This is a genomic window from Vreelandella neptunia (assembly GCF_022489065.1).
Classification (GTDB): Bacteria; Pseudomonadota; Gammaproteobacteria; order Pseudomonadales; family Halomonadaceae; genus Vreelandella; species Vreelandella neptunia_A.
This window is the reverse complement of record NZ_JAKVTW010000001.1, coordinates 194614-216145: the sequence shown is the minus strand read 5'-3', so window position 1 is coordinate 216145 and position 21532 is coordinate 194614. Positions and strand designations below refer to the sequence as shown.

The window sequence follows — 21532 nt, the reverse complement described above, 5'->3', positions numbered from 1 at the left end:
ACCTAAGTCGAGAGGCGTGGCTAAAGGTCTGGCTAGATATTTACCTCCAAACTTAACAACAGAAATGACAGCGTTTTGCCATGGCCATCTAAATTGAGCGCACCGTTAACGCCCCCCTGGAGTACGTCATCAATCACGAAATTCATGCCCGCCAAGTTGGGCAAGGGGTAACGCCGCACCCGGCTGGCACCGCGATGGGCAAACAGCGCCAGCACCCGCTCTTCGGTCACTTGTTCCAGTAAGGTGGCATAGTGATCCGAATCATAGGCAAACAGCGCCACATTAAGGCGTTCGCCTTTATCCCCTGCACGGGCATGCGCTATCTGGTGAAGTGTCACTGCGGTATGAGTACGTTTGGTGCGCGGGTTGTGTTCAGTTTGCAACATAGCGGTCGCTCCTACTAACGCCGTTTAGATTTGTTTCAAACAGGCTGGCGTGGGCATGAATATCGCTACGTTTCACCAAATACGAGGCGGTAAATACCCGCCGCTGGAACTGGCGGCGTACACCGCCGCCGCCAGCAGGCCCCGCACAGTAAAGCGCCAATAGCTCCTGGGTCGCGCGCGCTACCCAGCGCCGCTCACTATGTTCTGCCGCTAGGCGAAGCCGGTAATCGCCACTAGTAGAAGGTGACGTGCTGCGCTGAAGCTCACCACTGTCGCTATCAAATACGCTGGCGAGGCCAATGATATCCAAGCGGGTACGCAGCTCAGCGGGAGCACGAAACACTAGCCGTTCACGCAGCACCTGTGCTGCAAGCTGCGCCCTTGCCAACGCATTGGGGCCTGCGTAGGAGATTTCAGCCTCACCCTGCCACCCCCCTTCGTAGCACACCGTGGTTTTTAGCCGCTCAGGCGCTGGCTTGCCGCGAATTCCCGTAACCGCTACGCGGTTAGGCGAAAGCTGGCGCACTTCAGCATGGGAGAGATCTACCGTGACATCCGGGGTCAGGTAATTAGCCGGGTCGTGAACCTCGTAAAGCAGCTGCTCTTTCACCGTTTGCTCAGTAACACAGCCACCGGTATTGGCCGGTTTGGTGATGATTAAGCTGCCATCCTGCTCAACTTCGATAATCGGATAGCCTACGGTCGCGAGCCCCGGCACGTCTTTAAAGCCAGGGTCTGCAAAATAGCCGCCGCTCACCTGGGCACCACACTCAGCTAAATGCCCTGCCATCATGCCGCAGGCTAGGCGATCCCAATCGTCCCAACGCCAATTGAAGTGGTGCATCAGCGGCGCTAAAAATAGCGCCGGGTCGGCAACGCGACCGGTGACCACGACATCGGCTTGCATCGCCAGCGCTTCGGCCAATGCTTTTGCGCCCAGGTAGACGTTGGCTGAAATCAGGGCCTCATCACCCGGCATCTCCAGCCGTTCGGCCTCCCAGCGCTCTAAATCCAAGCTATGCAGCTGCTGACGAATATCGTCGCCGTGCACCTGGGCAATACGAATATCATCGCGCCCAAGTTGCCTAGCTAAATCCGCTACTACCTGACACGCGCCACTGGGGTTCGCCGCACCGAAGTTGCCTATAATTTTGATATTGTGATCCAGGCAGTCACGAAGTACCGGGGCCAGCAGTTCATCTAAGAGAGGCTCGAACCCACTTTCGGGATCATCGCGCATCGCTCGATGCGCCGCCGCCAGCGTACGCTCTCCTAAGGTTTCAAACACTAAGGCGGAGGGTTGCTGACGCTTTATTAATTCCGCCACCACCGCCACGGCCGCATCGGTACGATCACCCGAAAAGCCTGCACCGCTGCCTAATAAAAAGCTCATAGGTGGGTCTCCTTGGCTTGGTGGGTGTGGGGATTGGCTGGAACAGATACCCGCTCGTCATCCAGCAACGTTCGGCGGCGAACAAACAGGCCAACAATTAACGCCAGCGCCGCGAGGGTCGTCAGCCAGCCGGGGGTCAGCGCAAGGCCGATGACGGCTACTAGCACCACAACGTCAACGGCCCGTTTACCTGTCATCGCCACGCGTGACATCAGCGCGGCAAAGGCCACCACAAACACGACGCCTTGGCAGCTGGCCAGAACGATTTCCCAGGCAGTCCCAAACCCCGCCAAGGCCGGGTAGATCAGCAGCAGGAAAGGAATCACATAAATCGCCGCCGCTAAGCGCACCGACTCCACTGCCGCAGGCAGCCAGTTGGTATCGGCAATGCCGGAGGCCACGAATACCGCAATACAGACAGGCGGCGTAATAACCGAGAGAGTAGCGAAGTAGAAAACAAACAGGTGAGCAATTAGCGGCTCAACGCCAATGGCAGTAAGCGCGGGAGCCAGTACCGAGGCCACCAGTACATACGCCGCCGTGGTAGGAATGCCCATGCCTAAAATCAGGCACACGCCGCCTACGATAAAGGCGACCAGAAAAAGCGACTCCCCGCCTACGGTGACGATCAAACTCGCTAACGTCACACCGATACCCGTCATACCAATCATGGCGACGAGAATCTGCGCGCCGGCCAGCAGCACGCCGATAATGACCATGCCTTTGCCAGCATCGACCAAGCCCGCCACCAGCTTGCCGAGAATCTCGCGCAACAGCATCTTGGCCATTAGCGCAAAGGGTACAAAGGTCAGCACGGTCATTAAGATGCCGTAGAACGCCGACATCTGAATAGAACGGCCGCTCAGCACGCCGTAAAACAGCCCGCCTAGAGCCGCTAATATGGGAATAATGCGTTCTGGGCGAATGACGTCTGACCAAGCAGGCAGCTCATCTTCAGGAACTACCTGGAGTTGTCGGCGCTTGGCAACCAAGTGAATGGTCATGAATACGCCCAGGTAAAACAGAATGGCCGGTAGCAAAGCGGCGAGCGCAATGCGCAGGTAACTCTCACCTAGAATTTCCGCCATGATAAATGCGGCAGCACCTAGGATCGGGGGAGCTATTTGACCACCGGTAGAAGCCACAGCTTCGACCCCTGCCGCGAATGGGCGTGGGTAGTTCAAGCGCTTCATCATCGGAATAGTAAAGTTGCCCGTGGTAGCCACATTGGCCACCGCGCTGCCACTGACCATACCGAACAGCCCCGACGCGACGGTGGCGACCTTGGCAGCACCGCCCGGTGAGCGGCCGCTAATACGTAGCGCCAGATCCATAAAGGTATTGCCGCCCCCGGTATGCAGCAGCAAACAACCGAACAGCACGAAAGCCGCAATGGTAGTGCCGGCCACGCCCACCAGCATGCCCCACACGCCTAGGTCGCCAAGGTAAATGGTTTCGGTCATGTAGTAGAGATCGAACCCTCGGTGGCCAAGCGGCCCCGGAATGGCAGCGCCTAGCCATGCGTAGGCTAGCCCCACCAACACCAGCAGGGGGAAAATAGCTCCAATGGCGCGCCGCGAAAGCTCCAGAATCGCCACCAGCAGCACGCCGGTCAACAGCATGTCGCGAGGCGTTGCCCAGGGGAGTTCGACCAGAATTTGTTCGTGGTTAAGTGCTACATAGCCGCAGGCGAATACCACTCCCACTGCCAGCACCCCATCAATCGCAATGCCCAGCGGCCGCCAGCGCTTGCCGGCACCTAACGGATAAACGGCAAGCCCTAGCAGGATGACCAGCGCGAGAAAGATACTCCGCTGTATCAAGCTCTCGAACGGTCCAGTGGCGGAGGTATAAAGGATTAGCCCGCCCAGCAGGAGCGCTAAGCCTTTGGTAACTGTCTCGCGCATGATCATCTTCTCCAATGTGCCTTACTGAACAGGCTGTAAGGCGTCGGGGATGTCATACCCCTGCTCTTCAAAGTAGCGTGCAGCACCGGCGTGGAGCGGGACTGTGCCTACCTCTAAGGTCATCTTCGCCACATCAGCATCCTTCATTGCGGCAAAGGCGTTTACCTGCGGCTCAGGGTTTTCCATCACGGCTTTGACGATTTGATAAGCGGTTTCTTCATCCATGTCGGGATGCGCATGCACGGCGACACCAAACGCCCAGGTGGTATAAGCGGGAATCCCCTCAGCCGCGCCTTCGGGTACATCGACGATGGCGACGTCGGGCATTTCAGTGCGTAAGGTGTCGGCCTCTTCGTCGTTTAGCGACAGCACGCTAATCGGCGTAAACGTAGCGATATCCATCGTCGAGCCATCCAGGCGCTCACCGACGCCCGACTTAACCGACCCCATCACCCGACCATCTTTCATGGCGTCGACCATGTCGGTGGTTGAACCACGCACGTAGTCAGGCTCGATGCCGAGTGTCCGCATCACCGCTTCGGTGGTTTTCTCAGTAGCGGAACCGGTAATACCCGGATTGAAACGCACCCCATCAAGATCAGCGAAGGTTTCTACCTCAGCATCCTGACGCATCACGGCATTCTGCGGTGCCACGGTGTAGACCCATAGCAAGCGGTTATCGACGGGGCGGCCTTCAAAATCTTCTTCACCCGCGTAAGCGTGATACCCCGTGTTGGTGGTGACCAAGCCCATATCGATTTGGTCGCGGCCTAAACGGCGCAGGTTATCCACAGTGGCGCCGGTTTCCGCAACGGAGGAACTCACCCCTTCGACTTGGTTATTAATGATCTGATTAACTGCGACAAAGTAGCTGTAGTGGCTGGAGGAGCTGGAGGTTGAACCAATCAGCAGGCGCTCATCGGCATGGGAAGTGGTAGCAGCCAGCACCGCGGCGCTGGCCACCATGGCGGTAAGTAGCGTTTTCATTGTGTCTCCGAAGCTCGCTGTACGAGCCTTTGTTGTTGTAAATACGGTTATTGTAAAACGATGTTGTAAAGCGATGACCGCAACGTATGAGTCGCGATAAGCCAAGCATGGTGCGCAGGTTTCATTTTGTATATTGAATAGTTTTTAATTTATGTTTTACTTTCTAAATGAATCCAAGCATCCAGCAGTTGCGCGTTTTTGTTGCCGTCGCCCATTCCCGTAGCCTTGCAGAGGCTAGCGAACGGGTGCACCTTTCCCAACCGGCGATCTCCATCGCGCTGCGTAAACTCGAGGAGAACGTAGGGGGCGCTCTGTTTGCCCGCACCACCCGCCAGCTCGCGTTAACGCCGGAAGGCGAAGCTTTTCTGCCCGTCGCCGTGCGGCTATTAAATGATTGGAATGAAGCCTTCGAGGATCTCAACGACCAATTTTCCAAACAGCGCGGAAAGGTAACGGTGGCCGCCCTGCCCACTTTGGCGGCAGGATTATTTCCCCGGGTCATTAAGCTTTTTCATGAGGCTTACCCACGGATCAACCTCAGCCTGCACGATGTGCTGGCCGAGCAGATCAATCAAATGGTGCGCGAAGGCCGCGCCGACCTGGGGCTTTCGGTGCCGCCCAGCGACGCTGACGATCTCACCTTTGAGCCCGTACTCGAAGATAGCTACGTCGCCGTTTGCCCCTGCGGGCATCCACTGTTGTCGCAATCGGCCGTGGCCTGGAACCAGCTCGCGGCGTATCCGTTTATTGGTATCAATCGCCTTTCCAGCTCACGCCAGGATATTGATCGCATTATGCAGAGCGTCGGCGAGCGGTTGGATATCTTGTGCGATGCCCGGCAGATCGCCACGGTGGGCCGCATGGTGGCGACAGGATTGGGGATCAGCGTGCTGCCTTCGCTCAGTTTTCGCCAAATTGCCACGGATGGCATCGAACACCGCCCGCTGATCGAACCCACGATTCGCCGTGAACTGGGCATTATCTTAAGCCGCCGTCATCCCCCTTCTGCCGCCACTAGCGCGCTGCAGCAGCTGATTCGACATCACGCATAAAAGCGTTCTACAAATAAGTATTTTTGCTGCTGCTTTCTCTACACGCCGGATGGGAATCTGGCAGACTAGAGGTGATGAACATCCACCTTAATGAGTGAGAGATAACGATGAGTGATAGTGCAAAACCCTGGACGCAGCCAATGCCCGACGCGCAGTTCAAGCTGATGCGCGATATTCTTGCCGCTCCTAGCCCTGTGGGCCTGGAAGCGGCGATGACTTACGGTGTTCTGAAGCCCCACTTTGAAACCTTTGCTCCTAAAAGCTGGCACCTTCACCAGTTCAAAGGCAATGCAGGCGTGGTGTTAGACACCCACCCTGACCGCGACGATATGTTCAAAGTCATGATCATCGGCCATGCGGACAAAATCCGTATGCAGGTGCGCTCGATTGGTGAAGACGGCAAGATCTGGATCAATACCGATTCGTTCCTGCCCACCGTATTGATCGGCCATGAAGTGAAGCTGTTTAGCGAAGACCCGGATGCACCTGGCAGCTACCGCTGTATCGAAGGCGGTACGGTGGAAGCGCTGGGCGCCATTCACTTTTCTGACCCCGCCCAGCGTGATGGCAGCAAAGGGCTGAAAAAAGAGCAGATTTACCTGGACCTACAGATCCACGGTGAGAATAAAAAACAACAGGTGTTGAACCTGGGTGTTCGCCCTGGTGATTCGATTATTTTCGATCGCCCTATCCGCCCCGGCTTTAGCCCCAATACGTTCTACGGCGCTTACCTGGATAACGGGCTGGGCTGTTTTGTGGCTGCCGAAGTGGCGCGCCTAATCGCCGAAGCCGGCGGCACCAAAAACGTGCGCGTACTGTTTGCGATTGCCAGCTATGAAGAGATTGGCCGTTTCGGCAGCCGCGTAATGGCGGGTGAAATGAAACCGGATGCGCTGATTGGCGTGGACGTAAACCACGACTATGTGGCTGCCCCTGGCATCGGTGACAAGCGCATGCAGCCGCTAGAGATGGGCAAAGGCTTTACCATGGCGGTGGGCTCCATTGCCAGCGAACAGCTCAATCGTATTATTGCTACCGCCGCTAAAGAGCAGGATATTCCGCTGCAGCGCGACATCGTGGGGGTGGATACGGGTACCGACGGCATGGCAGGCGTATTGGCCTCTATCGATAGCGCCGCTACCTCGATTGGCTTCCCCATCCGCAATATGCACACCATCTCTGAAACTGGTCATACACAGGATGTGCTGGCGGCGATTCACGCCCTCACCCATACCCTGCAAGCCTTGGATGCCATACCAGACCTACAGCGTGAATTCCTGGATAACCACCCGCGCTTAGACCAAGCGAGTCCGCTCACTCACCAAGGCAGCGATAAGCCGGACAGTGAGGGTCATGACAGTAAAGATGAAAATACAGGAAGTGACCAAAGCGCTGCGAGTACTCAAAGTAAAGAAAGTTATCACATCAAGAAAACCAAGAAGAAAGCTAAAAAATAAAACAAGCGTATAAAAAAGAAGCCCCGGCCATTCCTTGGCCGGGGCTTTAGCAAACCTTCCATGATTCTTCTTCACAAGCATCCTGCCTGTGCTTCCTTGAGTACTTTAAGCTTCCCTAGCTTACCTTCCCTGTTGCCACTTCCTTGTGGTATGTGCCCACAGTGAACCTTAAAACAGTGTATTTATCTAACCTATGTTATCAAACCAGAAAAATAAAATTTTATTTTAAAAAAAGCGTTGCCTCGTCGTTTAACCACTTGTTATTAATATTTTAGCATGGCGAACATCCCTACCTGCACATATACTTTTAAAAGCATCGGCATCGATGCTGCTTTACACGGACGTTACCACGCCTGAACCAATATCGATCCTAATGGAAGGAGGTCAGCGTGCGCGATATAATAATCATCAATAAAGTCAACGGATTGGATGTCATCTGTCGTCATTGCGGTAATACAGAGTCACCCAAAACACCGTTTTTTAACCGCTTCCGTTTAGAAGGCACAGGGAAGAACAGTTCAACTGTTCGCTGCCTAAACTGCCAAACAGCGGTGGAAATACCCCTGAACGAATTAAGCTCACTCTATTATCACTATGCTTGCTAATGGATAAACCAAAGCCTTAACGGTTTGTTAACAAAAGAAATAAGTAGTTACTTAATCAACACTACATTAGTTCTTTAAGCATGCAGCATAGATATAATAAAAAAGTCACAAGAGCTTAATTAGCATGTCATTTATAGGAGAGTAAAAAAAACCGGCCTTTCCCTGGCCGGGTTTTTATCATGTCTTCCATGATCTTTCATCACAAACATCCTGTTTGTGCTTCCATGTGTTAAACAAGCATTCCATGCTTGCTTTTCCTTATCGCGAGTTCCTTTCGCTGTGTGCACACAGTGCGCGTAATGGCAGTGTGATTATCTAACCTGTGATATGTAATGGTAAATAAAGTGATTTTAAATATTCATTGCGATTTTAATACGTCGCTTGCCAAGCTTCCAAGCCAGAACATACAATCATGCACGTTTGCTCATTTCCCCCTTATTTAAGAGTGCGATCATGATCTCAAAAAACTGGTGGCCAGCCGCCGCGCTTAGCCTTGCCATCGCTCCTCAGGCTTGGGCTGAAAACTGGGAAGGCAGCGTTGGGGCAGGCGTACTGTATGCGCCCGACTACCTGGGCAGTGACGATTACGAAGCCCAGCTCTGGCCCTCTATCAACTTTAACTATGGCGATACGCTTTCAATTAGCCCACGTAGTGGCATTGAGTGGCATGCGATTCGTAATGGCGACTGGACCGTTTCGCCGTTTATCGGCTATACCTTTGGCCGCGATAATGAAGGCGACATTTCGGCGTTCGAAGAAGTTGAAGGCGGCGCTACCCTCGGTTTACGGGTAGCCCTGGAGCAAGGGCAGTGGAAATATAGCTTGGCAGGCAGCACGCCAGTATCTGGGGACGTTGATGGCGCGGAATTTGAAGCATCGGCCGCTTGGCGATTGCCTCTCAATGAGCGTACGTTCTTCACCTTTACTCCGAATGTGGCTTATGCCGACGAAGAGTGGACTGAGTCGATGTTCGCGGTTTCGACACGTGACAGCCTGCGTAGCGGCATTGCCAGCTACAATCCTGACGGTGGCTCTTGGCGTTTGGGGGTTAGCAGTAGTCTGACTTACGCTTTGACACCTCAATGGTCTGCCACTGGTTTTGTCGGCACTAGCTATTTAACCGACAACGCTTCTGACAGCCCCATCGTTGACGACTTGGGCAGCGAGTGGCAAACCGTGACCGGCGTGTCGCTCAACTACAATTTCTAAATTCGTTGCGCCTGTTTCTAAAGCTAAGGCACATGGCGCTGCTTGGGTTAGCTGGCTAGGATGATAATAAACACCCTAGCCGCTAATGTGAGATAACCACCATGAGCTGGATGCCTGATATTGAACCGAAGTGCCCCGACGCAGGAACCTTGAGCGATATTGAAACGCTGATTGTTCCGCGTGCCCGGGACATCGGCGGTTTTGAAGTACGTCGGGCGCTGCCTGCCCCCAAACGCCAGATGGTTGGGCCGTTTATCTTTTTCGACCAAATGGGCCCAGCGGAATTTATTGAGGAAGGCGGTATTGACGTGCGGCCTCACCCGCATATTGGCTTAGCCACCGTCACTTACCTCTATCAAGGTGAGTTTCAACATCGCGACAGCATTGGCACCAACCAGATGATCTATCCTGGTGAGGTCAACTGGATGGTCGCTGGTAGTGGGGTCACCCACTCCGAACGCACCAGCCCCGCTACCCGCAAGCAATCGCCCCACTCACTGTTTGGTATACAAACCTGGGTAGCACTGCCTGAAGCGTATGAAGATAAACCCGCCACCTTTGAGCACCAAGCTCAAGAAGCCCTGCCCCTTCTGACTGGCGAAGGCAAAGAGGTACGCCTGATACTCGGCAACGCTTGGGGAGCGCGCGCGCCAGTGCACACTTTTCGGAAATGTTTTACGCTGACGCCGTCCTGCAGCCCGGCGCCAAACTACCGCTACCGGACAATCACGAAGATCGTGGCCTCTATGTCACCTCTGGAAGCGTTCGTATTGCTGGCGATGAATTCGAGTCGGGCCAGATGATGGTGTTTAAGCCTGGCGACGCCATCACCGTTAGTGCAGGCTCTACTGGCGCGCGCCTGATGCTATTAGGCGGGGAAACCCTTAACGGCCCACGCTATATATCCTGGAACTTTGTTGCTTCATCCCGCGAGCGTTTAGAAGCTGCAAAAGAGGCTTGGATACAGGGTGATTTTGAACATGGCCGCTTTCGTCTGCCGGTGGGTGATGAGCTAGAGTTTATCCCCTTTCCTGGTCAGGTAAAAAGTAGCTAAAACAGAAACGGCGAGGGTAATAACCTCGCCGTTTTCACAGAACATGCGATTAACGCCCAGCGGCTATTTAGCTAGCCACGACATCAACGTCTCAGCCGTTAGCGCCGAGGAAGGCGGGTTTTGACCAGTGATCAGTTGGCCATCTTCGCGCACGTAAGGCGTAAAATCCTCCGCTTTAGTGTAAATGCCACCACATTTTTGCAGTGCATCTTCAACCAGATGCGGCACGACATTAGTCAAGCCAACAGCCTCTTCTTCACCGTTGGTGAAGCCGGTCACCTGACGACCTTTAACAAGCGGCTCGCCTTCGCTGTCTTTAGCATTCACTAACACGATCGGCGCATGGCAAACGGTAGCAACCGGCTTACCTTGAGCAATAAAGGTTTCGATCAGGCGAATAGAGTCAGTATCGTCGACAAGATCCCATAACGGGCCGTGCCCACCTGGATAGAACACCGCATCAAAGTCATCGGCGCTCATGTCGCTCAAACGATGGGTAGCAGCAAGCTCAGCTTTGGCATTTTCATCTTGCTTAAAGCGGCGCGTTTCATCGGTTTGGCTATCTTCAGCATCACTTTTGGGGTCCAACGGTGGTTGTCCACCCTTAGGTGAGGCAAGCGTTACCTGGGCTCCCGCATCTTTAAAAACGTAGTAGGGGGCTGCCAGCTCTTCCAACCAAAAGCCGGTTTTATCGCCGGTATTGCCTAACTGATCGTGAGACGTCAGTACCACTAAAATGCGCTTGCTCATATCTCTCTCCTGTCGGTGGAAAATGAGGCTATAGAAATGCGTTATGGTTGTTAGGTGGGGCCTAGTGGCCGAAATACAAGGAGAGTAGGCTATTGTCATCCTGAGCTACCCATTCATGAGACGATCTATTTATCATAGTGCCCTCAGTCATTCTCGAGGTGAAACAACCAGTGAGCATTAAAGCACGGGATTTTACCGCAGCGGTCCTAATCATCGCCAAGGGCAAGCGAGTAGCTTTTCCTTGATTCGGCGCCAGTTTGATTTTCGTTCCATTGAGATTGGCCGCTGGGTCACCAGCGCTGAGCGCGACCGTGCCGCTGAGCTTTTCCATGATGCGCTATGCGACCTCATGTTGATTCTACAGGGGCCGGAAGCGCTGATTTCGCTGCGTGGCTCAATAGCACTGCAGTACGGAAGCGGTGGTCGTCCTGGTGTTTCTGCCCACTACGACCCTAGCCAACGCAGCTTTTCACTGGCCAAAAATGCTGGCCCCGGCAGTATTGCCCACGAGTGGTTTCATGCCTTCGATCACTACATCGCAACCAAATGCTTTCGCAACACACCCGGCGGTATGTTTGCCTCCACTGCATGGCTATCCGACGCTGATCCAATTTCCCACCCGCTTAACGATTTATTGATGCATTGTTTTAAGACCATTCTGCTGCAACCAGAAGGCGACCAGCCCAGCGAGTTGTTCAAGCACTCCGTCCAGATGGACAAAAAACTAGGGCAACTCTACTACAGCAAACCTGAGGAACTCTGCGCACGCGCCTTTGAAGCCTTTGTCCAAGATGCATCGATTACTAATCACTTCTTAGTCAAAGGCACCAAAGCGTCACCCGAGGCTGAACGCGGGCTTTATCCCCAGGGCGGGCAGCGGGAACGGATTAACGTGGCGTTTGGCGACTATTTTGGTGGGCTGGGGAAAGCGTTGGATGCTAAAGCTTAGTGAGGTGGGCCATTTTTAGAGATTAGATCTAACTTACTTTCGCTGCGAATCTTTTTAAGCAATTGGAGAAGCTCAGGCACATTATCTTGAATAATGCTCCACACGGTATCTTCATCAATACCTAAATATGCATGGATGAGTCTATTGCGTGTCGCAATAATCAAGCGCCAAGGTACATAAGGGTACTGTTGGCACACTTCGTCTGGAATTCTGGTGGCTGCTTCACCGATAAGCTCTAAGTTGCGCAACGTAGCATCGTAGGTGAGGTCATGACTGAGGAAACCAACCTGATCCAACCCTTGTGTATAGGAAAGAACTTTTTCACTAAAACCGATCATGTCATCAATATAGAAGCGCCATTCACGCTCTAGGCCTTTCTCAGACATGTAGCGCCTCGCTCTCGATGTATGGCCTCAATTCATTTCGAAGGGCTTTATCTGTCACTAAATCAACTGGAGACCCAAGCAGGTCTTCCAAATAAAATTGAAGACCAAAATAGCGTGCGGAGGTTGCAGGGCCATCGAAACTGACAAGAATATCAATATCGCTTGCGTCGCTTGCATTACTCCGAGCCCTAGAGCCAAAAAGGGCAAGCTTCTTCACATCAAACTGTGAAGCCATTATCGGCTTGTGCTCGTGTAACAAACGCAACGTTTCCTCTCTGTTCATTTTACTTCCTACCTTATTCACGGCCACTCTTTATATAGAGCAATCATAAGAGGAGATTAATTCGGCCCTTTTTCAGCTAATTTCATACCAACACAAACAGTATGGCATGCTTCTAAAAGTTCTGGTTCAACTGCTTCGCCATCGCCGCAATGGTTCTCCCAGAGGGCGCAGATGATGGGGCATTTGCTGAGTGATCTACAGCGCTAGTTGATGCACTGAATCGCGTAGACGGCTAACCTGACCAGTAGTATGAACTAGCAAAATGCAATGACATAACACGCGGAAGCGGGTCTACACTTTAAGCTTCTACACAGGAGGTGCAACATGGCTCAGCAAGAGTGTGCATGCCCCAAATGCACGTGTTCAGTCGATAGCAAGGCCGTTGAGAAAGATGGCAAGCTCTATTGTTGTGAGGCGTGCGCTAATGGCCATGCCGATGGTTCTAGCGACTGCGGTCACGGCTGTCAGTGCGGTAAATAAGCCCACTAGCACGCATTTATCTGTTATTTTATCAGCGCCTGATAGTCCCGCTGCTAGGCGTTTTAACAGGATTGGTGCTGCTTTCATGGAAACGGTGCCCAGCGATTTGCCGTTGTGTTAAACAGAGCAATGGCGACTAAGCTGAAATATAAACCACTCAGAGGAAGAGAAAATGTCTACTACCACTATCGTTGTTATCGTTGTCGTTCTTGTTGCCGTACTTGGTGTTGGCTTCAGCGGCGGATTGCCTTTCTAAAAAAGCTTTCATCGGGAGTAAATAAGCCTGTGCATTCCCACCCAGGCTTATTCCCAACACTACTCCCACCGCTTAAAAACGAAAAAGGCCGCCAAACTAAGTGCTTGACGGCCTTTTTAAATTCTGTGGCGGAGGGGGAGGGATTCGAACCCTCGAAGCCTTGCGGCTTACACACTTTCCAGGCGTGCTCCTTCGACCACTCGGACACCCCTCCGCGTTTCGCTCTGTTTAAAGGCTAAACCTTTCGCAACAGAACGGCGCATATACTATTGGCTAAGCCTCGAAATAGCAAGCCTTTTCAGGCAGACTGCCCCTCGGTTAACGTGATGGCAAGACTGCGTAACTGCCACTGGCTTCCAGGCAGAGTGTCTCGCCGCAATAGAGTTGGTGAGTCAGTGAAATGCGCCCTTTACCACGTTCCGCTAGCTTGTTGGCAAGCTGCGCGGGGCCATCTAGCTCGGCTGGTGAACATATTAAACGATAATCGTCCGTGACCGGCGCGAGAAAGCGTTGACTGGCCTCAGCCACCACGACATCCCGCGCTATACCCCGCTCCCGCAACCATAACGTTACCCAGCACCAGCCTTGCAGCGTGGCTTGCGCCGATAGCGCGCCGCCAAAACCTGTGCCTTTATCGTTTAGGTTGGGTTCAAGTGCCAACCGCCACGTGAGTGAATCGCCGCGGCGCGTCATCTCGCTAATGCCTAACGCACTTACCATGGGAATGGCGTCACTCAGCCACTGCTGGAAAGCGACCAAGTCGTCTGGCTGGCCTTCTGGCAACGGCAAGCGTGGATGAGGTACACCGGGTTGACGCGATACGTTCATGGTTAGTCCCAACGTTCTACAAAGTCATCAACGTTATGCTGCGCCACCGGTTTATGGCGACCACCCAGGGTACCCAGATAGATAAAGGCGACGACTTCATCATCTTCATCCAGGCTTAGCCCTTTGCGTACTACCGGGTCAAACGCGTACTTTCCACTGCGCCACATAGCTCCCAAGCCGAGTGCGTGAGCAGCCAGGAGAATGCCGTGGGCGGCGCACCCGGCGGAGATCACTTGCTCCATTTTGGGCACTTTTTCGAGCTCAGGCGTGACTTTGGCAATCACGGCGATAATCATCGGCGCACGAAGCGGCTTTTTGCGCGCTGAGTTGAGTGTATCGTCGTCAGCGCTGGGGTTTTCCTGGAACTCTGCCTCGGCGAATAGTTCGCCCAGGCGCTCACGCCCTTCCCCGCTGAACTCGATAAATCGCCAGGGACGCAGCTCTTTATGGTCAGGCGCCCGCAAGGCAGCTTGGTATATGTCGCTTAGCTGTTCGCTGCTAGGCGATGGCTCAATCAGCTTGCCCATCGAGCTGCGTTCGTGAAGTAGCGTGAGTGCGTCCATTAATAACTCCAAATCCAATCGGTGGGCTACTTAGTACCGCCATTGATAGCATCGTCATTTATATCACTGCCGCTTACTGCCTTGCTAGGCGCAGAGGCGTGGGCGGCGTTAGACCAGGCGTTGCGCGCCAGGGGCTAATGTCCAATCCACCGCGGCGCACGTAACGCGCCAGCACCAGCAATTGCGTTGGTTTTGCATGGGTCATTAGGTCGGTGAAGATGTGTTCAACGCAGTGTTCGTGAAAGTCCTGATGCTGACGAAACCCAATCAGGTAACGCAGTAACCCTTCGCGATCGATTTTGGGCCCTTGGTAGCGGATCAGCACGCTTCCCCAATCTGGCTGGCCAGTAACGGGGCAGTTAGATTTCAACAAATGCGAGTAGAGCGTCTCCTCGACGACCGCTTCCCCTACCGTTAGATGGGCACTGCTGGGTGTGTAATCGCTTACTGCGATATCTAAATCGTCCAAGCATTCCCCCGGCAGAGAGCATGCTGAAAGCTCAGGCGCATCCACATCAAATAACTCGACACTCACCGCAGCCCCTGCCGCAACCGCGAGGTCATTGGCAAGCGTTTCCATCACTTCCTGACGACTATAGAAACGGGTTTGGTTGAAGCTATTGAGGTAGAGCTTCCAGGATTTAGACTCAATCAGATGGGGCGAGCTGGCGGGTAGCCGGAAGCGCGCCACGGCAACAATGGGCTTGCCGCGGCTATTTAGCCAGGAGACTTCAAAGGCGTGCCACTCGTCCTCGCCCACAAATGGCAAGGCGCCCTCCTTAATCCCCAGTGGCGCTCGATTAGCCGCACGCGGAATAGGGAAAAGAAGCCCAGCGTCATACTGCTCAGGGTAAGCGGAATCGCGCCCTAATGGCGCGTGCTCTAGCGTGTCTGGGCGGTGTGGCATGGTATAAAAAGCTCTCTTCACAATCGGATTGTTACGTTTAGCAGCCTGTCTGGCTTGCTTGGCCGATCGTCGCGAGAAACACGCATTCGCAGTAGATCAGTATTAAGTCAGACAGGCTGCTAGCTGCGGATACCTTTACCACGTTCCAACATCGCAAGCGCAATGCTAAATAGCGCAATAATAAAGGCGAAAATGGCAGCGAGCGCCCAGCCAACGGGAATATCCGACACGCCTAAGAAGCCGTAACGGAAAACGTTAACCATGTACAAAATCGGATTGAGCATGGAAACGCCCTGCCAGAAATCCGGCAACATTGAGATAGAGTAAAACACTCCGCCTAGATAGGTAAGCGGCGTCAGAATAAACGTCGGCACGATAGAAATATCGTCGAACTTGTTAGCCAACAAGGCGTTGATAAAACCACCGATGGAGAACAGCGCTGACGTCAGCACCACGACCAACACGGTGAGCAGTGGATGCTCCATGGTGAGACGAGTAAAGAACAGCGAAACCACTGTCACAATCAGTCCAACGCCTAAACCTCGGGCCATGCCACCTAAAATAAAGCCAGATAAAATCACCCAGTTGGGCATTGGCGATACCATCATCTCTTCAATCGAACGCTGAAACTTGTTGGAGAAGAAGCTCGACGCCACGTTGGAGTAACTGTTGGTAATCACCGACATCATGATCAGCCCAGGGACGATAAAGTCCATGTAGCTGAAGCCGTCCATATCGCCAATGCGCGAACCAATCAGATTACCAAAGATGATGAAGTACATCGCCATGGTGATTGAGGGCGGCAGCAGTGTTTGCGGCCAAATGCGCGTGAAGCGTTTGATCTCTTTTAGCACCAGGGTCCAGAGGGCGATGAGTGTTTGGCTGAAATTCATGCGCGCACCTCTTTGGTTTCATCACTTGAGCTTGCTACGCGCTGGTCAATCGCTCCTTGGCCACTACCTTCCACCATCGACACAAACATCTCCTCAAGGCGGTTGGCCCGGTTACGCATTGATACGACTTCGATGCCCTGCTCACTCAACGCTTTGAAAACATCATTCAATCGCTGGCCACGATGGACTAACAGCGAAAGCTGGGTGGGCTCTAGCTGATGAAGCTCAAAACCTTCGATAGTGGGCACTTCTGCTACTGGCTCAGCCAAATCAATTAGGAACGTCTCAGTATCAAGCTCAGCCAGTAACTCACGTACGCTGGTGTTACGCACAATGTCGCCATTATTGATAATCGCCACGTTGCGACACAGGCTCTCGGCCTCTTCCAGGTAGTGAGTCGTTAGAATGATGGTGGTCCCTTCATACTGGTTAATCCGTCGCATGTACTCCCACATGCTGCGCCGCAGTTCGATATCTACGCCTGCGGTTGGCTCATCGAGAATCAGCAGTTTGGGGCGATGCATCAGCGCACGAGCGATCATCAGGCGGCGTTTCATGCCACCGGAGAGCATTCGCGCGCTACCGTTGCGCTTTTCCCATAGGCCAAGGTCGGTCAGCAGCTGTTTAGCACGAGGTAAGGCTTCGCGACTGGTCATGCCGTAATAGCCCGCCTGGGCCAGCACGATATCGAGCACTTTTTCGAACTGGTTGAAGTTGAACTCTTGCGGCACGACACCCAACTGGTACTTGGCTTTGGCGAAGTCTTTATCGACATCAATGCCAAATATGGTGACCTTGCCCGCTGTCTTTTGCACCAGCGAACAAACCACGCCTAAGGTAGTGGATTTACCGGCGCCATTGGGGCCCAACAAAGCAAAAAAATCGCCCTGCTGGACGTCTAGATCAATACCTTTAAGCGCCTGAAAACCGTTGCCATACACTTTAGTAAGGCCACGGATCGACAATGCCGGTTCGGCCATGAATATGTCCTGTCAGCAAAATAAGAAGAGAAGGTGAAACATTAGGGCGCAAACGACTTTTTTCAAGTCGGGCAAACGAGCCGAGCGCCAGACACGCAAAAAATGACGCCCAGCAAGTAGCTGATGCATCACAAAAATAATAAAGATTTAATATAGAAGCGCTTGGAGCGGGAAAGGAGATTGATGGGGCGGCCTTCCGCCGGGCTGGCACACCAGATCACGATCCTCGCCTTGGTAAGACGATACTCTTAACCACACATCAAACATGGAGCGGGAAAGGAGATTCGAACTCCCGACCCTCGCCTTGGCAAGGCGATGCTCTACCACTGAGCTATTCCCGCAACGCAAACACTAGGTTAAAGCTAGATGGCGTCCCATAGGGGGTTCGAACCCCTGTTACCGCCGTGAAAGGGCGGTGTCCTAGGCCACTAGACGAATGGGACTTATTGGAATAGGAAAATAATTTAATCCGATCCCTAAAACTGGAGCGGGAAAGGAGATTCGAACTCCCGACCCTCGCCTTGGCAAGGCGATGCTCTACCACTGAGCTATTCCCGCTTATAGAACACTTACTTAGCTTTTTACATAACCTACCGGAAGTGGCGTCCCATAGGGGGTTCGAACCCCTGTTACCGCCGTGAAAGGGCGGTGTCCTAGACCACTAGACGAATGGGACACTGTAATTACTTCAAGTACATGGAGCGGGAAAGGAGATTCGAACTCCCGACCCTCGCCTTGGCAAGGCGATGCTCTACCACTGAGCTATTCCCGCATTCCGATAACCCTGACGACCTCTTATCTTTAAAGGCTTAGCCTTCGAAATAAGTGGCGTCCCATAGGGGGTTCGAACCCCTGTTACCGCCGTGAAAGGGCGGTGTCCTGGACCACTAGACGAATGGGACGTTGCAATGCCTCGTCGAGGTGGCGCGTATGTTACTCAGACCTTATTGAGCTGTCAAGCTCTCTACCCTTTCAGTCTCTACTACACCCAGTTTTATTGGTGGGGTTTCAATTACCTACCTACAAAAGCGAACGATAGGACAAAAGAGTGCACGCTGAGGGTGCTCTGAATACTCGATTAGGCGCCATAACGGTGCAAACGCTTATTCCGCTTAGTGTTGCTAACTCCCCCACCCGCCTACAAAACCGTTAAAAATCTTTTAATTATAATAAAATCGATTTTTATGGCACACCCCTTGCTACTCCATTGTGTTCCCTTGCTGACCTACTCCCCAATGAATGAGGTGTGCTATGTCCTTATCCCGCCGCAAGTTTCTCACCACGGCAGCTGTCTCCTCCACTGCTGGCTTGGTATTAGGTGCGCCGTCAATTGCTCGCGCGCAGTCAGCCGAGAGTTTTAATTGGCGCATGACCAACGCCTACAGCCCCGGCTCACCCTTTTACGTTGAAGGCCCAGGCAGCCCCACCGATGTGATTGCCAAAATCAACGCCATGTCCGGCGGGCGGCTCAACATCCAGCACTTCTCATCCGGCGAACTGATTCCTGCCTTTGAGGGCTTCGAAGCCGTTCAAAGCGGCACCATCGAGATGAACGCCGCTAACAGCTACTTCTGGTCAGGCACTACCTTTGCCGCTCAGTACTTCACTACCGTGCCCTTTGGTATGAGTTTTATGGGCCATATGGCGTGGCTTTACCACGGCGGCGGTTTGGAACTTTGGCACGAAGTGTATGAGCCCTACGGTATGGTTGCCTTCCCGTTGAATAATACCGGCGTGCAAATGACCGGCTGGTTCCGGGAACCGATCGAGGACATTAGCCAGCTCAACGGGCTGCGCATGCGCGTGCCTGGCTTGGCGGGCCAGGTCTACTCATCACTGGGTGTCGATGCCCGGGTACTGCCCGGTGGCGAAATATTTCCGGCGCTGGAGCGTGGCGTAATTGATGCAGCCGAGTTTGTGGGGCCCTTCCAAGACCGCCGTATGGGGCTACATAACGCTGCCAAGTTCTACCACACCACCGGCTGGCACGAACCCTCCACTACGGGCGAACTGCTGATCTCAAAAACCCACTGGGATAGCCTGCCCGAAGATCTGCAGATGATTGTTAAAACCGCCTGTATGGCCGCCTGTTTGGAGAGCGTGACCTGGTCCGAGGCCGTTAACGGTGAAGCCATGACTGACCTGGTAGAGAACGAAGGCGTGACAGCCAGCATGCTTCCCAAGCCCGTCGTCGATGCGCTGCGCGAAGCCACTCAAGATACCCTGGCGACTGAGGCCGACGCCGACCCGCTGGTACGTAAAGTGCACGACAGCTACATGGCGTTTAAAGCCAATCATGACCGCTGGGCAGGCGCCAGTGAGCGCGCTTGGTTAAACGACATTATCGGAGTCTGATATGCGCGCCGTGGCATGTTTTGTCCACGGAGTTGAGGCGGTGGTTCGGCTTTTTGGCTGGATCGCCGCCTGGACCTGCGTGGTATTAGTCGGATTAGTCGCTGGTGACGTATTGATGCGCTACGCGTTCAGCATTGGCGCGGTATGGCTGCAGGAGCTGCAGTGGCACCTGATCTCACCTATCGCACTGTTTGGCATGTCGTATCTACTGCTGATGGGCGAGCAGGTGCGTGTGGACGTCTTCTACGAACGCTTCCCCGCGGGCCTGCAGCGAGTGATTGAGGTGATCGGCGGGCTATTACTGCTAGTCATGGGGCTGTATATCGCCTGGCTGACACTGCCCTGGATCGCCCAATCATTCGCCCGCGGTGAATCGTCGCCCAACCCTGGCGGCCTGCCGTTGCGCTGGTTACTCAAATCGCTGATTCCGTTTGGTTTTGTCCTTCTCGCGCTGCAAGGGTTGGCCCACGCGCTGCGTCAGGCGTTCGCCCTGCCCACACGAGGTGAATAACGCATGTCTCCCAATGAATGGCTAGCGATCGGCATGATCGTGGCTTTTTTCGTGTTTCTGCTGATTGGTATTCCGGTAGGTATCAGCATCGCCGCTACGGCCTTTTTCTTTGGCTATATCGGCTTCGGGCCGATGCTGTTTAATCTACTGCCATCTCGTATCTACGGGGTGGTGACCAATTACACTTTTATGGCGATACCGCTATTTGTATTTATGGGGGTGATGCTGGAGAAGTCGAAGTTAGCCGAAGAGCTGATTGATGTGATCGGCCATTTATTTGGCGGCCTCTCTGGTGGCATGGGCGTGGCAATCATTTTAGTTGGAGTGTTGTTAGGCGCCGCGACGGGTATTGTCGGTGCCACTATCGTTACCCTGGGCCTGCTCACCCTGCCGACCCTGCTACGCCGCGGCTACCCTAAAACGCTTGCCACCGGGATGATCTGCGCATCCGGCACTTTGGGGCAAATTATTCCGCCCAGCCTGGTGCTCATTCTGCTAGCCGAAATTTTGGGTGAATCGGTCGGCACGATGTTCGCCGCGGCCATGGTGCCGGGGCTGACGCTAGCAGCGGTGTATATTATTGCCATTCTGGTGATCGCCAAACTCTACCCCGACCTGATGCCACCGATACCTGCTGAAGAGCGTGCGAATATGGGGCGTCGCCAACTAATACGCAAAGTGATCACCGTGGTGGGGCCGCCTGTGGGCTTGGTATTTGCTGTGCTGGGGTCGATTATCGGTGGAATTGCTGCCCCTACCGAGGCCGCCGCCATGGGAGCGCTAGGCGCGCTGGTATTTGTAGCCTGTTCGGGGCGGTTAACATTTGCGCTACTCAAAGAGGTCGCCAAGGCCACGCTGGTGATTTCCGCAATGGTGTTCTTTATTTTGATCAGCGCACAGGTTTTCGGACTGGCATTCCGTGGCTTGGGCGGCGAGCATTTGGTGGCTCGAATGTTCGACTGGGTGCCCGGCGGCGAGCTCGGCGCGATGCTGTTTATGCTAATGCTGATGTTTGTATTGGGCTTCTTTCTGGAGTGGATTGAAATCAGCTATATTGCCTTGCCGCTATTTTTACCGTTCTTTGTTCAGATGGGCGTTGATATGGTATGGCTGGGGATTTTGGTGGGGTTGGTGCTGCAAACCTCGTTTCTTACTCCTCCCTTTGGCTGGTCGTTGTTCTTCCTCAAGGGTGTGGCACCAAAAGAGGTCACCACACTGGATATTTATAAAGGCGCGCTGCCGTTTATCGGCTTACAGTTTGTTGCCGTGGCACTAGTATTTATCTTTCCCAGCATTGCCACTTGGCTGCCGAACGCGATTGGCTGGTAACGTCTTGCATTA

General features: G+C 53.6%; 22 protein-coding genes and 7 tRNA genes. 10 read left to right on the top strand and 19 right to left on the bottom strand.

All coding sequences use genetic code 11. The annotated features are described in order from the left end of the window. Positions 1–32 precede the first annotated feature (32 nt). The 4 genes from MLE19_RS01020 to MLE19_RS01005 are packed head-to-tail and all read right to left on the bottom strand — an operon-like array spanning position 33 to position 4673. Positions 33–386 carry an AtuA-related protein gene (locus MLE19_RS01020; RefSeq protein ID WP_240716207.1) on the bottom strand — a complete coding sequence of 118 codons (354 nt, stop codon included), beginning with the start codon at positions 384–386 and terminating at the stop codon, positions 33–35. Further along, on the bottom strand, positions 373–1779 hold the full coding sequence (locus tag MLE19_RS01015) for an acyclic terpene utilization AtuA family protein (RefSeq protein ID WP_240716206.1): 1407 nt from the start codon (positions 1777–1779) through the stop codon (positions 373–375). The genes MLE19_RS01020 and MLE19_RS01015 overlap by 14 nt, the downstream gene beginning before the upstream one ends. Next, complete coding sequence (locus MLE19_RS01010; RefSeq protein WP_240716205.1) at positions 1776–3686, bottom strand: TRAP transporter permease; 1911 nt, start codon at positions 3684–3686, stop codon at positions 1776–1778. Before MLE19_RS01010 ends, MLE19_RS01015 begins: the two co-directional genes overlap by 4 nt. A gap of 21 nt (positions 3687–3707) precedes the next feature. Next, positions 3708–4673 carry a TAXI family TRAP transporter solute-binding subunit gene (locus MLE19_RS01005; RefSeq protein WP_240716204.1) on the bottom strand — a complete coding sequence of 322 codons (966 nt, stop codon included), beginning with the start codon at positions 4671–4673 and terminating at the stop codon, positions 3708–3710. A gap of 167 nt (positions 4674–4840) precedes the next feature. On the opposite strand from MLE19_RS01005, the gene MLE19_RS01000 reads away from it, so the two are divergent. The 5 genes from MLE19_RS01000 (at position 4841) to MLE19_RS00980 (ending at position 10050) form a co-directional block, all read left to right on the top strand. After that, positions 4841–5725 (top strand): LysR family transcriptional regulator, encoded by an 885-nt coding sequence (locus tag MLE19_RS01000; protein ID WP_240716203.1) that lies wholly within the window; start codon positions 4841–4843, stop codon positions 5723–5725. Between the two features lie 107 nt (positions 5726–5832). After that, positions 5833–7182 (top strand): M20/M25/M40 family metallo-hydrolase, encoded by a 1350-nt coding sequence (locus MLE19_RS00995; RefSeq protein ID WP_240716202.1) that lies wholly within the window; start codon positions 5833–5835, stop codon positions 7180–7182. Between the two features lie 1058 nt (positions 7183–8240). Next, positions 8241–8996: a MipA/OmpV family protein gene (locus tag MLE19_RS00990; RefSeq protein WP_240716201.1), complete on the top strand. Its 756-nt coding sequence runs from the start codon at positions 8241–8243 to the stop codon at positions 8994–8996. 101 nt (positions 8997–9097) lie between these two features. Further along, positions 9098–9799 (top strand): pirin family protein, encoded by a 702-nt coding sequence (locus MLE19_RS00985; RefSeq protein ID WP_240716200.1) that lies wholly within the window; start codon positions 9098–9100, stop codon positions 9797–9799. Next, positions 9688–10050, top strand: coding sequence for a pirin-like C-terminal cupin domain-containing protein (locus tag MLE19_RS00980; protein ID WP_240716804.1), 363 nt, complete (start codon positions 9688–9690; stop codon positions 10048–10050). Before MLE19_RS00985 ends, MLE19_RS00980 begins: the two co-directional genes overlap by 112 nt. Positions 10051–10113: 63 nt before the next feature. Here MLE19_RS00980 and MLE19_RS00975 read toward each other — a convergent pair whose 3' ends face one another. Then, a complete protein-coding gene (locus tag MLE19_RS00975) occupies positions 10114–10800 on the bottom strand; it encodes a type 1 glutamine amidotransferase domain-containing protein (protein WP_240716199.1) in 687 nt (228 codons plus the stop codon). Between the two features lie 241 nt (positions 10801–11041). Here MLE19_RS00975 and MLE19_RS00970 point away from each other — a divergent pair, with 241 nt between their 5' ends. After that, positions 11042–11749, top strand: a complete 708-nt coding sequence (locus tag MLE19_RS00970; protein ID WP_240716198.1) for a CLCA_X family protein — start codon at positions 11042–11044, stop codon at positions 11747–11749. Here MLE19_RS00970 and MLE19_RS00965 read toward each other — a convergent pair. Together MLE19_RS00965 and MLE19_RS00960 are read right to left on the bottom strand one after the other, a co-directional pair. Continuing rightward, positions 11746–12135, bottom strand: a complete 390-nt coding sequence (locus tag MLE19_RS00965) for a HepT-like ribonuclease domain-containing protein (protein ID WP_240716197.1) — start codon at positions 12133–12135, stop codon at positions 11746–11748. The genes MLE19_RS00970 and MLE19_RS00965 overlap by 4 nt on opposite strands. Continuing rightward, positions 12128–12439 carry a nucleotidyltransferase family protein gene (locus tag MLE19_RS00960; RefSeq protein ID WP_240716196.1) on the bottom strand — a complete coding sequence of 104 codons (312 nt, stop codon included), beginning with the start codon at positions 12437–12439 and terminating at the stop codon, positions 12128–12130. Before MLE19_RS00960 ends, MLE19_RS00965 begins: the two co-directional genes overlap by 8 nt. Positions 12440–12742: 303 nt before the next feature. On the opposite strand from MLE19_RS00960, the gene MLE19_RS00955 reads away from it, so the two are divergent. Then, positions 12743–12898, top strand: a complete 156-nt coding sequence (locus MLE19_RS00955) for a metallothionein (RefSeq protein WP_240716195.1) — start codon at positions 12743–12745, stop codon at positions 12896–12898. Between the two features lie 382 nt (positions 12899–13280). Here the strand turns inward: MLE19_RS00955 and MLE19_RS00950 are convergent. The 12 genes from MLE19_RS00950 to MLE19_RS00895 form a co-directional block, all read right to left on the bottom strand. Beyond that, positions 13281–13368, bottom strand: a tRNA-Ser gene (locus MLE19_RS00950). Between the two features lie 104 nt (positions 13369–13472). After that, the gene (locus MLE19_RS00945) at positions 13473–13982 is read right to left on the bottom strand and encodes a YiiD C-terminal domain-containing protein (protein WP_240716194.1); all 510 of its coding nucleotides are present in this window, start codon (positions 13980–13982) and stop codon (positions 13473–13475) included. 2 nt (positions 13983–13984) lie between these two features. Further along, a complete protein-coding gene (locus MLE19_RS00940) occupies positions 13985–14545 on the bottom strand; it encodes a nitroreductase family protein (RefSeq protein ID WP_240716193.1) in 561 nt (186 codons plus the stop codon). Positions 14546–14618: 73 nt separating this feature from the next. Further along, the gene (queF, locus tag MLE19_RS00935) at positions 14619–15452 is read right to left on the bottom strand and encodes an NADPH-dependent 7-cyano-7-deazaguanine reductase QueF (RefSeq protein WP_240716192.1); all 834 of its coding nucleotides are present in this window, start codon (positions 15450–15452) and stop codon (positions 14619–14621) included. Positions 15453–15571: 119 nt separating this feature from the next. After that, positions 15572–16345, bottom strand: a complete 774-nt coding sequence (locus MLE19_RS00930; RefSeq protein ID WP_240716191.1) for an ABC transporter permease — start codon at positions 16343–16345, stop codon at positions 15572–15574. Beyond that, positions 16342–17325, bottom strand: a complete 984-nt coding sequence (locus MLE19_RS00925; RefSeq protein WP_240716190.1) for an ABC transporter ATP-binding protein — start codon at positions 17323–17325, stop codon at positions 16342–16344. Before MLE19_RS00925 ends, MLE19_RS00930 begins: the two co-directional genes overlap by 4 nt. Positions 17326–17591: 266 nt before the next feature. Continuing rightward, positions 17592–17666 (bottom strand) — tRNA-Gly (locus MLE19_RS00920). A gap of 26 nt (positions 17667–17692) precedes the next feature. After that, a tRNA-Glu gene (locus MLE19_RS00915) sits at positions 17693–17768 on the bottom strand. 40 nt (positions 17769–17808) lie between these two features. After that, positions 17809–17883 (bottom strand) — tRNA-Gly (locus MLE19_RS00910). Positions 17884–17925: 42 nt separating this feature from the next. Further along, positions 17926–18001, bottom strand: a tRNA-Glu gene (locus MLE19_RS00905). A gap of 21 nt (positions 18002–18022) precedes the next feature. Continuing rightward, a tRNA-Gly gene (locus MLE19_RS00900) sits at positions 18023–18097 on the bottom strand. 54 nt (positions 18098–18151) lie between these two features. Next, positions 18152–18227, bottom strand: a tRNA-Glu gene (locus MLE19_RS00895). Positions 18228–18576: 349 nt separating this feature from the next. Here MLE19_RS00895 and MLE19_RS00890 point away from each other — a divergent pair. The 3 genes from MLE19_RS00890 to MLE19_RS00880 are packed head-to-tail and all read left to right on the top strand — an operon-like array spanning position 18577 to position 21520. Beyond that, positions 18577–19680, top strand: a complete 1104-nt coding sequence (locus MLE19_RS00890; RefSeq protein WP_240716189.1) for a TRAP transporter substrate-binding protein — start codon at positions 18577–18579, stop codon at positions 19678–19680. 1 nt (position 19681) lies between these two features. After that, positions 19682–20191 carry a TRAP transporter small permease subunit gene (locus tag MLE19_RS00885; protein WP_240716188.1) on the top strand — a complete coding sequence of 170 codons (510 nt, stop codon included), beginning with the start codon at positions 19682–19684 and terminating at the stop codon, positions 20189–20191. Positions 20192–20194: 3 nt separating this feature from the next. Further along, positions 20195–21520, top strand: a complete 1326-nt coding sequence (locus MLE19_RS00880) for a TRAP transporter large permease (RefSeq protein ID WP_240716187.1) — start codon at positions 20195–20197, stop codon at positions 21518–21520. Positions 21521–21532: the final 12 nt, after the last annotated feature.

Coding starts and splice junctions, on each gene's coding strand:
- MLE19_RS01020 (WP_240716207.1), bottom strand. CDS start 386: ATGTTGCAAACTGAACACAACCCGCGCACCAAACGTACTCATACCGCA.
- MLE19_RS01015 (WP_240716206.1), bottom strand. CDS start 1,779: ATGAGCTTTTTATTAGGCAGCGGTGCAGGCTTTTCGGGTGATCGTACC.
- MLE19_RS01010 (WP_240716205.1), bottom strand. CDS start 3,686: ATGCGCGAGACAGTTACCAAAGGCTTAGCGCTCCTGCTGGGCGGGCTA.
- MLE19_RS01005 (WP_240716204.1), bottom strand. CDS start 4,673: ATGAAAACGCTACTTACCGCCATGGTGGCCAGCGCCGCGGTGCTGGCT.
- MLE19_RS01000 (WP_240716203.1), top strand. CDS start 4,841: ATGAATCCAAGCATCCAGCAGTTGCGCGTTTTTGTTGCCGTCGCCCAT.
- MLE19_RS00995 (WP_240716202.1), top strand. CDS start 5,833: ATGAGTGATAGTGCAAAACCCTGGACGCAGCCAATGCCCGACGCGCAG.
- MLE19_RS00990 (WP_240716201.1), top strand. CDS start 8,241: ATGATCTCAAAAAACTGGTGGCCAGCCGCCGCGCTTAGCCTTGCCATC.
- MLE19_RS00985 (WP_240716200.1), top strand. CDS start 9,098: ATGAGCTGGATGCCTGATATTGAACCGAAGTGCCCCGACGCAGGAACC.
- MLE19_RS00975 (WP_240716199.1), bottom strand. CDS start 10,800: ATGAGCAAGCGCATTTTAGTGGTACTGACGTCTCACGATCAGTTAGGC.
- MLE19_RS00965 (WP_240716197.1), bottom strand. CDS start 12,135: ATGTCTGAGAAAGGCCTAGAGCGTGAATGGCGCTTCTATATTGATGAC.
- MLE19_RS00955 (WP_240716195.1), top strand. CDS start 12,743: ATGGCTCAGCAAGAGTGTGCATGCCCCAAATGCACGTGTTCAGTCGAT.
- MLE19_RS00945 (WP_240716194.1), bottom strand. CDS start 13,982: ATGAACGTATCGCGTCAACCCGGTGTACCTCATCCACGCTTGCCGTTG.
- MLE19_RS00940 (WP_240716193.1), bottom strand. CDS start 14,545: ATGGACGCACTCACGCTACTTCACGAACGCAGCTCGATGGGCAAGCTG.
- queF (WP_240716192.1), bottom strand. CDS start 15,452: ATGCCACACCGCCCAGACACGCTAGAGCACGCGCCATTAGGGCGCGAT.
- MLE19_RS00930 (WP_240716191.1), bottom strand. CDS start 16,345: ATGAATTTCAGCCAAACACTCATCGCCCTCTGGACCCTGGTGCTAAAA.
- MLE19_RS00925 (WP_240716190.1), bottom strand. CDS start 17,325: ATGGCCGAACCGGCATTGTCGATCCGTGGCCTTACTAAAGTGTATGGC.
- MLE19_RS00890 (WP_240716189.1), top strand. CDS start 18,577: ATGTCCTTATCCCGCCGCAAGTTTCTCACCACGGCAGCTGTCTCCTCC.
- MLE19_RS00885 (WP_240716188.1), top strand. CDS start 19,682: ATGCGCGCCGTGGCATGTTTTGTCCACGGAGTTGAGGCGGTGGTTCGG.
- MLE19_RS00880 (WP_240716187.1), top strand. CDS start 20,195: ATGTCTCCCAATGAATGGCTAGCGATCGGCATGATCGTGGCTTTTTTC.